The following is an 11,391-nucleotide window of genomic DNA, read 5'->3' as shown; positions in this document are numbered from 1 at the left end:
GCTCAGCCGGTCCAGGCTCCTGCGGCGGCGGCCGCCTTGACGTACTCCGCGAACGGGCGCGGCTCGCGTCCCAGCGCACGCCGCACGCCGTCGCTGACGCGCTCACCGGCACCATCGCGGATCCGTCCCAAGAGCTCGGCCACCACCTCGGCCGCCTCGACCGGCACTCCCTGAGCGGTGAGCATGGCGTTGAACCGGGGCTTCTCCACCGGCGTGTAGCGGATGCGCTGCCCGGAAGCCTCGGCGATCATCTCGATCGCGGTGCGGAAGGACAGGGGCTCAGGCCCCGACAGCTCGTAGATCTCGCCCGCGTGGCCGTCCCGGGTGAGTGCGGCCACCGCGACGTCGGCGATGTCGTCGGCATCGACGAACGCCTCCCGGCCCTCGCCGGTCGGCAACGCCACCTCGCCGGATCGCAACGGCTCCAGGAACAGGTCCTCGCTGAAGTTCTGCGCGAACCAGGCTGGCCGCAGGATCGTCCACTCCAGATCGGTCGCGCGCAGGGCCCTCTCGACCGGTTCCTGGTACGGATCCGCCTCGCCAGGAACCGGCCCACGAGCCGACAGCAGCACCACCCGGCGGGCACCTGCTTCTTCGGCGGCCGACAGGAACTCCCCCACGACGGCACCCGGCACGGTTTCGTTCATCGGGATGAGGTAGATCGCTCCCACGCCGGCCAGCGCCGGGGCCCAGGTGTCGCGGTCGGCGAGGTCGAACCTGGGCTGACCGGAGCGGGAGGCCGCGCGGAAGGGCTGGTCGAGCCTGGCGGTGACTCGGCGGCCGGTCTTGCCCCGGGCACCGAGCACGAGAATGGGGGAAAGCGTCATGGGGCAAGCACATCAGGGCCGCACGAGACGATCCATGGCCATCCATCTCGTTCACATGTGAGATCGTCTTGCCGTGGATCTGCTAGCGGACTACCTCGCCGGTGTGCGGGCGAGCGGCGCGGTCTTCTGCCAATCGATCGCCGAGCCGCCGTGGGCAGTGCGGTTCAGCGATCCCGCTCCGCTGGCGCTGGGCGCCATGCTGCGCGGCGAGTCCTGGATCGTCGGCGCCGGTACGACGCCCGTCCGCGTCCAGGAGCGCGACGTCGTCCTGGTCCGCGGCCTGCGGCCGTTCACCGTGGCCGACCGGCCGACCACCGAGCCCCAGGTGGTGATCGAGGGCCCGGAACGCTGCTGGACGACCTCGGACGGCCCCGCCGCGGCCGGGCCCGACCTCGTGCTGGGACCGCGCACGTACGGGTTCAGCGCCGACGGGTCCGACCTCTTCGTCACCGCCGAATATCCGCTGCACGGCGACGTTTCGGAGCGCCTGCTCGACGCGCTGCCCGAGGTGGCCGTCATCCCGCGGGACCCGGAGTTCGCGCCGCTGCTCGACCTGCTGGCCGTCGAGATCGACGGCGAGGAGCCGGGCCAGCAGGTCATCCTCGACCGGCTGCTGGACCTGCTGCTGGTCCGGGCGCTGCGGTCGTGGTTCGCGCAACCCGAGGCCGAGCCGCCACCCGGCTACCGCGCCCTCGCCGACCCGCGGATCGGGCGTGCTCTGCACCTGATGCACGAACGGCCCGACCATCCGTGGACCGTCGCCGCACTGGGCGCGGAAGCGGGGATGTCGAGGGCTGTGTTCGCGCGGCGCTTCGCCGAGCTGGTCGGCCAGCCGCCCCTTCGCTACCTCACCGAGTGGCGGATGGCGCTCGCCGCCGACATGCTCCGCGCGCCCGGGGCCACCGTCGCCTCAGTGGCCCGGAAGGTCGGGTACGCCGACGGCTTCGCCTTCAGCAACGCCTTCAAGCGGGTTCGCGACGTCCCGCCCAGCGACCTGGTCCGTGCCGACAGGTAGGACGGCCCGGGTTCGGCCCCCATCCGACCCCGCCAAGGTTGGTCTCCCTTCAGGACCGGAGGTAGGCGAGCACCGCGAGGACCCTTCGGTTGGTGTCCTCGGCCGGGGGCAGGTTCAGCTTCGCGAGGATGTTGCCGACGTGCTTTCCCACGGCGGCCTCGCTGACGACCAGCCGCCTGGCGATCTCGCCGTTGGAATGGCCCTCCGCCACCAGGGCGAGGACTTCGCGCTCCCGCACCGACAGCGCCGCAAGCGGATCGCGCTGCCGGTTCAGCAGTTGGCGCACCACCTGCGGGTCGACCACCGTGCCGCCCGCGACCACGTGCCGCAGCACGCCCGCGAAGTCCTCGACGTCGACCACCCGGTCCTTGAGCAGGTAGCCGACCCGTTCGCCGCCGTGCGAGTCGAGCAGTTCGGCCGCGTAGCTGCGCTCGACGTACTGGCTGAGCGCGACCACCGCGAGCCCCGGGTTCGCGCGGCGCAGCTCCACGGCGGCCCGCAGGCCCTCGTCGGTGAAGCCCGGCGGCATGCGGATGTCGGTGATCACCAGGTCGGGATCGTGCTCGGCGACGGCCGTGGTCAGCGCGTCGGCGTCGCCCACCGCGGCGACGACCTCGAAGCCGAACCTGTCGAGCAGCCCGGCGAGGCCTTCCCGCAGCAGCACGCCGTCCTCGGCTAGCACTACTCGGATGGGACGGGGCACGGCAGCTCCACGCGCAACAGGGTCGGGCCGCCGACCGGGCTGGACAACAACATCTTGCCGTCGATCACCGCGACGCGGTCCGCGAGCCCGGTCAGCCCCGTGCCGCGCACGGGATCGGCGCCGCCGCGGCCGTCGTCGGCGACCTCGACCGCCAGCACACCGGCATCCTGCCGAACCGTCACCGACGCGGCCGTGGCGGCGCTGTGCTTGGCGATGTTGGTCAACGCCTCGGCGACCACGAAGTACGCCGTCGCCTCGACGTACGCGGGAAACCTGTCCGGCAGCTCGGCGTGCAGCGCCACCGGAATCGGGCAGCGGTCGGCGAGTTCGCCGAGCGCGGCGGGCAGCCCCCGGTCGGTGAGCACCCGCGGGTGGATGCCGCGCACCAGCTCGCGCAGCTCGGCCATGAGCTGCTTGGCCTCGTCGTGCGCGACCGAAACGTTCTGATGCGCCGCGGAATCCGCCGGCACGTCCAGCCGGGCGAGGCCGAGTTTCAGGGTGAGGCCGACCAACCGCTGCTGCGCGCCGTCGTGCAGGTCCCGCTCGATCCGCCGCCGCTCGACCTCGAAGGCGTCCACCAGCCGTGCCCTCGACCGCGACACCTCGACCAACTCGGTGCGCAGCCGTTCCCGGCCGTCGTGCAACAGCGCGCGGGCCAGCGCGGCATGCCCGGCGGCGAGCAGGCCGAGCAGCAACGGCACGACCGGGAGTGCGGCCAGTGCGGGCAGCGCGTACCAGAGGGCTTCCTCGAAAGTGGCTGCGGTACCGAGGAAAACCGCCACCGGCCCGGCTGTGCCGATGGTCAGCAGCGGGCTGATCAGCAGCATCAGCAGCACGAACGCGATCCCGAACACCAACGCATGCGCCACGGGACCGGCGGTGGCGAGCAGGACGGCGTAAGCGACCTCCCGCCAGGTCGCCGGTTCCCGGTACCGGGCGCCCAGCCGACGCCAGGCACCGGTGGCCGTCGAGGCGCGGTGGCCGCTGCTGACCGGCCGGGGGTCGACGAGCCGCAGCCGCCACCGCTCCAGCTTCGCCAGGGGCATCGCGACCAGCGGGGCGCCCGCCGCGAACAACCCGCAGCCGACGGCAACGACGACCAGGACCCCGCCCGGCGACGATCCGCCCTTGACCGCTGCCGCCACCACCGCGGTCCACAGCAGACCCGGGAAGGCGACCGCCGCCACCACCGGGATCGCGCCGAGGACGTAGCCCAGCGAACCCCACCCGAGGAGCAGAACCCGGTGCTGCCGCAGGGTTTTCAGCCATGTTCGAAGTCGCACGGCCGCAAGCCAACCAGATCGCGGCGGCCCGAACAGCGGTACTGGCCACCGTCTTCGAGGTATGCCCAGCCATACCCCGAACCGGGCGACTGCGCGTAGTGACCGGGACGCCGCCGCGCTGATCTGCTCGCGGCATGACGACCTCACAACTCAGCCGATCCGCAGACCGGCCCAAAACGTCGCGGCGCCAGGGTGTTCTGGCGTTCGTCCTGCTCACCTTCGGCATCTCGTGGGCGGGCATGTTCGCAGCGGCGCTGCTGGGCTTCTCGCTGGCGAGCCCGCTGGCACAGCTACCGGCCGCGATGGGGCCGGCCGTCGCGGCGATCATCGTGCGGCGGTGGGTGACTCGGGAAGGCTTCGGCGACGCCGGCCTCCGGCTGCGGCTGCGCGGCAACCTGCGCCACTACGTCGCCGCCTGGCTCGTCCCGTACGCCCTGGCCGCCGGGGCCCTCGCGATCGCCGCCGCCACCGGCCTGTGGCGGCCGGACGAGCTGCCCGCCTGGTGGCTGATCCCGGCGCTGCTGCTCGTCGTGCCGGTGCTCACGCCGCTGTACTGGGGCGAGGAATTCGGCTGGACCAGCTACCTCCGGCTGCGCGTGTGCCCCGGCCGGCCGCAGCTGGCCACCGCCGTCACAGGGCTCGTCTGGGCGGTCTGGCACTACCCGTTGGCCTTCCTCGGCTACATCGAGTTCGACAACGTGCTGATCGGCCTGCCGCTCTGGACGGTGTCGTTCTACTTCCAGGAAGTCGTGCTGAGCTGGCTGCGGATCCGCAGCGGAACCATCTGGACGGCGAGCCTCGCGCACGGCGGCAACAACATGGTCCTCTCGCTGCTGACCGGCATGGCTCTGGAAGGGGCGGTCAGCGCGGAGGTCACCACGGTGGTCATGACGGCGCCGATCGCCGTGCTCGGCGCCTGGATCCTGATCAGCGGGCGCCTCCGACCCGCGGAACCGGGACTTTAGCCTCTGCCGTCGCGGCCCGGATGCTGGGCATACTGGTCGTTACCGGGGAAACCCGGCGACCGGCCCGAGGATGCAGTGGCCTTGACGACCATCAGGCCGCCAAAGACCTAGCAATCGAAAGATTGCAAAACATTCTCGGGCCCGGCCTATGTCCAGGCCCGTTTCCGCTGCTCACGAGATCCAGCTGAAACGTGACCTCTCGCGGATCAGTTCCACTGGGCGAGGACCGTGACGGTGCCCGGATCCACCTCGGTGAAGCCCGCGTCGCGCACCATGCCCACCCGTGCCTGCCGCCAGGCCGTCTCCGGATCGTCGCGCGGGTGCAGGCGTGCCCAGGTCGCCGCGTCGGCCCGCCGGACCGAGCAGCGGAACCCGTCCGCCGCCCAGCCCTCCAGCTCGGCGTCCAGACCCGCCCCGTGCAGCAACGAGGCCAGGATCATCGTCGCGTGCCCCACCTGCGCCGCGGACTTCCCGGCGCTCATCGGCACGTCCGGGTTCAGCCACAGCGTCGGCACCCCCGGCAACGGCGCGCCCGGGTCGTCCGCCTCCAGCTCGCTGCCGGAGATCTGCAGGCGGCTGAGCTCCTTGGGCATGTCCGCCACCCGCATCGGCAGGAACGCCCGCGCCTCGGCATTGCCGACGCGCACCGTGCGCCCGGGCAGCGACTGCACCGCTTCCCAGTGCACGCCTCGCGCCCGCCGCGCCACCTTGCGGATGCGCCCGGAGATCCAGGTGTGCATGGCCTCGTGCCACTCGCCGCCCGGCTTGCAGCGCTCATCGAGGCACACCTCGATCGCCGCCGCGGCGGCCGCCTCCAGCAGCGCCGTGCGGTCCGGCGGCTCGCGGCGCTCGATCCGCAGCACCATCGGCATCAGGACCACGTTCTCCGGGTCCTCGTCCGAGGTGTCGGCGGTGGCCGCCTCCGGCAGTGCCAGCCACGAGGCGTACCGGGCGATCAGCGGATCCAACACGGAGTGGGAATCAGACACACCTGGATTATCCGATCCCGCGCCACCGGTATTCCGCGCGGCCGCCGACGTCACACGTCCAGCGGCACCCGCCGCAGCACGCCGTCCTCGGTGTCCGCGGCCTCGATCTCGGCGCGGGTGACGCCGAGCACGAACAGCACGGTGTCCAGGAACGGGTACGACAGCGCGGTGTCGGCGACCTCCCGCAGCGCGGGCTTGGCGTTGAACGCCACGCCGAGCCCGGCGGCGGAGAGCATGTCGATGTCGTTGGCGCCGTCGCCGACCGCCACGCACTGCGCCGCGGGCACCCCGAACGACTCGGCGAACCGGCGCAGCGCCTTGGCCTTGCCGGCCCGGTCCACGATCTCCCCGATCACGCGGCCGGTGAGCTTGCCGTCCACGATCTCCAGCTCGTTCGCGGCGCTGAAGTCCAGCCCCAGCTCGTCCACCAGCTGGTCGATGATCTGGGTGAACCCGCCGGACACGACGCCGGTGTGGAAGCCCAGGCGGCGCAGCGTGCGGATGGTGGTGCGGGCGCCGCGGGTGAGTTCGAGCTCCGCGGCGACGTCGTCGAGCACCGACGCGGGCAGGCCTTCCAGCACCGCGACCCGCTGCCGGAGCGACTCGGCGAAGTCCAGCTCGCCGCGCATGGCCCGCTCGGTGACCTCGCGGACCTCCTGCTCGCAGCCGGCCCGCGCGGCCAGCATCTCGATGACCTCGCCCTGGATCAGCGTGGAGTCCACGTCGAACACCACCAGCCGCTTGGCCCGGCGGGCCAGCCCGGTGCGCTCGACGGCCAGGTCCACACCGGTGCGCGCGGCCAGGTCAGCCACCGCCGAGGTCAGCGCGTCGTCCGAGCCCTCGCCGTTGTCCGGGGCGCTGACCTGCAGCTCCAGCCCGGTCACCGGGTAGTCGGCGACGCGGCGGATGGAGTCGATGTTCACGTCGAGCTCGGCGAGGCCGCGCGCGACGTCGCTGAAGTTCCGGGCGGTCACCGGCTGCCCGAGCACCACCACGACGTGCGTCGAGCCGAGCTTCGCGGCGCCGCCGTCCTCGGTGCCGATCGCCACGTCGACGGTCATGCCGACGGTGGCCATCGCCTGCTCGACGGCCTCCTGCAGCTGCTCCGGGTCGCGCTCGGTGGACACGAGCACACCGAGCACCAGCCGACCGCGGATCACCACCTGCTCCACGTCGACGATGTCCACGCCGTGCCGCGTCAGCGCGGCGAACAGCACGGAGGTGACCCCCGGCTTGTCCTTCCCGGTCACGGTGATCAGCACGGTGGTCGCGTTCACGGCTGCGGTACTTCCTCTCTCGGCCCCAGATCAAACGTTGAGCCCCGGCAGGCACGCCCGCCGGGGCTCATCGTCGAGCTAGCCCTACCCTGGCACAGTTTCGCCGTGCGGGGCTAGCGCGCAGGTCACTTCTCCGCGTCGTCCGACGTACCGACCGCCGGCTTCTCCTCGTGCTTGTGGGCGAGGGTCTTGCCGGTGAGGCTGAGGTGCGCCTCCAGCCGCATCCGCTCCGAGATGTGCGGGTAGTGCAGCTCGAACGCCGGCCGCTCGGAACGGATCCGGGGCAGCTCGGTGAAGTTGTGCCGCGGCGGCGGGCAGGACGTCGCCCACTCCAGGGAGTTGCCGTAGCCCCACGGGTCGTCGACCGTGACGACCTCGCCGTAGCGGTAGCTCTTGAACACGTTGTAGAGGAACGGCAGCATCGAGGCGCCCAGGATGAACGCGCCGATCGTCGAGATCGTGTTCAGCATGGTGAAGCCGTCGGACTCCAGGTAGTCGGCGTACCGACGCGGCATGCCCTCGTTGCCCAGCCAGTGCTGCACCAGGAACGTGCCGTGGAAGCCGATGAAGGTCAGCCAGAAGTGCAGCTTGCCCAGCCGCTCGTCCATCATCCGGCCGGTGATCTTCGGGAACCAGAAGTAGATGCCGGCGAAGGTGGCGAACACGATCGTGCCGTAGAGCACGTAGTGGAAGTGGGCCACCACGAAGTAGGTGTCCGAGACGTGGAAGTCGACCGGCGGCATGGCCAGCAGGACACCGGTGAGACCGCCGAAGAGGAAGGTGACCAGGAAGCCGACGCTGAAGATCATCGGCGTCTCGAAGGTCAGCTGCCCCTTCCACATGGTGCCGATCCAGTTGAAGAACTTCACACCGGTCGGGACCGCGATCAGGAACGTGGTGAACGCGAAGAACGGCAGCAGCACCGCGCCGGTGGCGTACATGTGGTGCGCCCACACGACGACCGACAGGGCCGCGATGCCCAGCGTGGCCAGCACCAGACCGGTGTAGCCGAACAGCGGCTTGCGGCTGAACACCGGGAAGATCTCCGAGACGATGCCGAAGAACGGCAGCGCGACGATGTAGACCTCGGGGTGGCCGAAGAACCAGAACAGGTGCTGCCAGAGGATCACGCCGCCGTTGGCCGGGTCGAACACGTGCGCACCGAGGTGGCGGTCGGCCATCAGGCCCAGCAGCGCCGCGGTCAGGATCGGGAACGCCATCAGGATCAGCAGGCTGGTGACCATGATGTTCCAGGTGAAGATCGGCATCCGGAACATCGTCATGCCGGGCGCGCGCAGGCAGACCACGGTGGTCAGCATGTTGACCGCACCGAGGATGGTGCCCAGACCGGAGACCGCCAGGCCGGCGATCCACATGTCCGCGCCGTGACCCGGCGAGTGCAGGGCGTCCGACAGCGGGGTGTAGGCGAACCAGCCGAAGTCGGCGGCGCCACCCGGCAGCAGGAAGCCGCTGACGACCATCAGGCCGCCGAACAGGTACAGCCAGTAGCCGAGGGCGTTCAACCGCGGGAACGCGACGTCCGGCGAACCGATCTGCAGCGGCAGCACGTAGTTCGCGAAGCCGAACAGGATCGGCGTCGCGTACAGCAGCAGCATGATCGTGCCGTGCATGGTGAACAGCTGGTTGTACTGCTCCTGCGAGAGGAACTGCATCCCCGGGACGGCGAGCTCACCGCGGATCAGCATCGCCATCAGGCCGCCGACCAGGAAGAACGCCATCGACGTGACCAGGTAGAGGATGCCGATTTGCTTGTGGTCCGTGGTGCGGAACATCCGCGCCAGGAATGACCCCTTGACCGTTTTGCGCACCGGATAGGGGCGCGTGGCGATCGGCTGTGGCGCGACGGCCGTCACGGTGCCTCCTGCACTCCCTTTGAAGCCTCTTCGAACCCGACTAGGGCTCGCCCGACCCGGTTGGGTCGGTTGACAGCATGCGACACCCTGCAGGACCCCTGCAGCACACGTCAGTCGCGATGCCTGCCGACTGCGGATACTAGTCCGGGCGTCCGGCCGCATTTCGGCCGGGCCGTAGCCACCCTATTCATTGCGACGTGCCCAGTCACGCGTAGTGAGATCAACTCGACAGCACGCGCACGGCGGGCGGTTCCCGGCGACGTCGGCCGCACGCGCCCGCGGGGCGCCGGTTAGCCTACGGGGCAAAAGGTCCGGCAGCCCAGCTGTGATCAGCAGCTAGCGATCAACGGGCCGCCCTGGGACGACGTCCACCAGATCCTGGAGGGGAAGCACGTGCGGAGGAGCACGATCATCGGCGCCGTGCTGGCCGGCGGTCTCGCACTCGCGGGCTGCACGCCGAGCGAGGAACCCAGCGACCAGCCCCCGGCCCCGGGCACGCCGCCGCCCGCGACCGCGCAGCAGCACGCCGGGCAGGGGCACGCCCCGGCCGGCGAGCACACCGCGACGGACCGCGAGTTCGCGCAGCAGCTGCTCGCCAACCGGCAGCAGGTCGTGAACCTCGCCGAGCTGGCCGGCACCACCGCGCAGAGCGCCGAGGTCAAGGCCCTCGCCGCGGAGTTCAAGCAGGCGGCTCAGCCGCAGGTCGACCAGCTGACCGCGTTCCTGAACTCCGCTGCCGGCCAGCAGTCCGGCAGCTCCCCGGAGGACGAGGCCGGCGACTCCGCCGACGCGGGTCTGCAGACCGACCAGCAGCTGCAGCAGATCTCGAAGCTGTCCGGCGCGCAGTTCGACCAGCAGTGGAAGCAGGCGATGCTGTCGCTGCAGCAGGGCGCCGGGAAGCTGGCCCGCACCGAGCAGGAGGAAGGCTCCGCTCAGCAGATGCGCCAGCTGGCCGAGGAGCTCGTCGCCGAGGAGCAGCAGACCGTCACGAAGCTCAACGCCTTGAGCTGACGCGACTCGAAGACGCGGAGGGCGCCTTCCGCCGGGCAACCGGCGGGAGGCGCCCTTCTCTTTTTCCTCCGCGGAGCCGAATGGCGTCTCCAGCCGGTCCGCACCGGCCGAAGACGCCCTTCACGCTTAGCCCGATCAGGTGTATCTCCGCCGCGCCGCCAGTGATCTTCGACGCGTCCCCGTCCTAGGAGTTCGGGTGCGACGCGGGCGGATTTCCGTCCGCTCAGCGGCGAGGTCGCTTGGTGCAGGGCGCCGTTTTCGCGCGAAAACGGCGCGAAGATCACATCGAGACGTCATTGCTCGGAGTCCGGCTCGCGCTGGCCCGACTCGGCGGGTTTCGCCGCCCAAACGACGCCCGGACCAGCAGGAACTCCGCCCACCAGCAGATCGGCGCGGTGTGCGACCGGCTGCCGCGGGCCAGTTCGGCGCTTTCTCTTCCGCTCCCCGCGACCAGAACCTACTATGAGTAGCCTACTGATCAGTAGATAGCTCGCTGGCCGCACGAACCTAGGGAGTGCTCATGCCGAACGTGTCCGGGAAAGTCGTCCTGATCACCGGCGCCGCGCGCGGGATCGGCGCGCAGACCGCGCGGGAGCTGGCCCGGCGCGGTGCCCGGCTCGCCCTGGTCGGCCTGGAGCCCGACGAGCTCGCCGCCGTGGCCGCGGAACTGGGCGACGGCCACTTCTGGGCCGAGGCCGACGTGACCGACCCCGACTCGATCGAGGCCGCCGTGGCCGCCGCCGTCGAGCAGCTCGGCCGCCTCGACGTGGTCATCGCCAACGCCGGGATCGCGCCGATCGGCACGGTCCGCCACTCCGATCCGCGCGCGTTCGTCAAGGCCGTCGACGTCAACCTCAACGGCGTCTTCCACACCGCCCGCGCCACCCTGCCGCACCTGATCGACCGCCGCGGTTACCTGCTGGTGGTCTCGTCGCTGTCGGCGTTCAGCCCGACCGGCGGCATGGCCGCCTACACCGCGAGCAAAGCGGGTTCGGAGGCGCTGGCCAGCGCGATCCATTCGGAGGTGGCGCACCTCGGCGTGGCGGTGGGCAGCGCGCACCCGTCGTGGATCGACACCGACATGGTGCGCGACGTCGCGAAGGACCTGCGCACCTTCGAAGCGATGCGCAAGCGGCTGCCGTGGCCGATGCGGGCGACCACCAGCGTCGAGGACTGCGGCAAGGCCTTCGCCGACGGTGTCGAGCGCCGCGCCCGCCGCGTCTACGTGCCGCGGGCGATCATGGTGATGCACTGGCTCCGCAACGTGCCGTCCTCGCGACTCGCGGAGCGGCTCATGCTCCCCATCCTGCGCCGCCTCATCCCGCAGCTGGAGCAGGAAGTCACCGGACTGGGCCGCTCCCTGAGCGAGCGCCACCAGAAGCTCCAGGGCTGATGCCGCGCGTGCTTTGTGCCGCCGTAGCAGCGCAAGGCACGCGCGGTCCCGAAC

General features: G+C 71.0%; 10 protein-coding genes. 4 read left to right on the top strand and 6 right to left on the bottom strand.

What is annotated here, in order from left to right; genetic code table 11:
• Positions 1-2: 2 nt before the first annotated feature.
• Complete coding sequence (locus AB0H93_RS28195; RefSeq protein ID WP_358576344.1) at positions 3-827, bottom strand: NAD(P)H-binding protein; 825 nt, start codon at positions 825-827, stop codon at positions 3-5.
• A gap of 73 nt (positions 828-900) precedes the next feature.
• On the opposite strand from AB0H93_RS28195, the gene AB0H93_RS28190 reads away from it, so the two are divergent.
• A complete protein-coding gene (locus tag AB0H93_RS28190; RefSeq protein ID WP_358576343.1) occupies positions 901-1,842 on the top strand; it encodes an AraC family transcriptional regulator in 942 nt (313 codons plus the stop codon).
• A gap of 49 nt (positions 1,843-1,891) precedes the next feature.
• Here AB0H93_RS28190 and AB0H93_RS28185 read toward each other — a convergent pair whose 3' ends face one another.
• A complete protein-coding gene (locus AB0H93_RS28185) occupies positions 1,892-2,533 on the bottom strand; it encodes a response regulator transcription factor (protein ID WP_358576460.1) in 642 nt (213 codons plus the stop codon).
• Positions 2,524-3,828 (bottom strand): sensor domain-containing protein, encoded by a 1,305-nt coding sequence (locus AB0H93_RS28180; RefSeq protein ID WP_358576342.1) that lies wholly within the window; start codon positions 3,826-3,828, stop codon positions 2,524-2,526. The genes AB0H93_RS28185 and AB0H93_RS28180 overlap by 10 nt, the downstream gene beginning before the upstream one ends.
• Positions 3,829-3,962: 134 nt before the next feature.
• Between AB0H93_RS28180 and AB0H93_RS28175 the strand changes: the two genes are divergently transcribed.
• Entirely contained in the window at positions 3,963-4,793 is an 831-nt protein-coding gene (locus tag AB0H93_RS28175; protein ID WP_358576341.1) for a CPBP family intramembrane glutamic endopeptidase, read from the top strand.
• Positions 4,794-4,999: 206 nt separating this feature from the next.
• Here AB0H93_RS28175 and AB0H93_RS28170 read toward each other — a convergent pair whose 3' ends face one another.
• The 3 genes from AB0H93_RS28170 to ctaD form a co-directional block, all read right to left on the bottom strand.
• A complete protein-coding gene (locus AB0H93_RS28170) occupies positions 5,000-5,782 on the bottom strand; it encodes a peptidyl-tRNA hydrolase (RefSeq protein WP_358576340.1) in 783 nt (260 codons plus the stop codon).
• A 50-nt stretch (positions 5,783-5,832) separates the two neighbouring features.
• Positions 5,833-7,059 carry a phosphoserine phosphatase SerB gene (gene serB, locus AB0H93_RS28165; protein ID WP_132482465.1) on the bottom strand — a complete coding sequence of 409 codons (1,227 nt, stop codon included), beginning with the start codon at positions 7,057-7,059 and terminating at the stop codon, positions 5,833-5,835.
• Positions 7,060-7,184: 125 nt separating this feature from the next.
• Entirely contained in the window at positions 7,185-8,933 is a 1,749-nt protein-coding gene (gene ctaD, locus AB0H93_RS28160; RefSeq protein ID WP_358576338.1) for a cytochrome c oxidase subunit I, read from the bottom strand.
• Positions 8,934-9,326: 393 nt separating this feature from the next.
• Between ctaD and AB0H93_RS28155 the strand changes: the two genes are divergently transcribed.
• Both AB0H93_RS28155 and AB0H93_RS28150 read left to right on the top strand, forming a co-directional pair.
• Positions 9,327-9,944 (top strand): DUF305 domain-containing protein, encoded by a 618-nt coding sequence (locus tag AB0H93_RS28155; protein ID WP_358576337.1) that lies wholly within the window; start codon positions 9,327-9,329, stop codon positions 9,942-9,944.
• Positions 9,945-10,464: 520 nt separating this feature from the next.
• Positions 10,465-11,337 carry an SDR family oxidoreductase gene (locus tag AB0H93_RS28150; RefSeq protein WP_358576336.1) on the top strand — a complete coding sequence of 291 codons (873 nt, stop codon included), beginning with the start codon at positions 10,465-10,467 and terminating at the stop codon, positions 11,335-11,337.
• Positions 11,338-11,391 lie beyond the last annotated feature (54 nt).

This window comes from Saccharopolyspora sp. NPDC050642, assembly GCF_040654735.1.
Classification (GTDB): Bacteria; Actinomycetota; Actinomycetes; order Mycobacteriales; family Pseudonocardiaceae; genus Saccharopolyspora; species Saccharopolyspora elongata.
Note: the sequence above shows the minus strand (reverse complement) of the source record. Positions and strands in the feature narration are given on the sequence as shown.

Coding starts and splice junctions, on each gene's coding strand:
- AB0H93_RS28195 (WP_358576344.1), bottom strand. CDS start 827: ATGACGCTTTCCCCCATTCTCGTGCTCGGTGCCCGGGGCAAGACCGGC.
- AB0H93_RS28175 (WP_358576341.1), top strand. CDS start 3,963: ATGACGACCTCACAACTCAGCCGATCCGCAGACCGGCCCAAAACGTCG.
- AB0H93_RS28150 (WP_358576336.1), top strand. CDS start 10,465: ATGCCGAACGTGTCCGGGAAAGTCGTCCTGATCACCGGCGCCGCGCGC.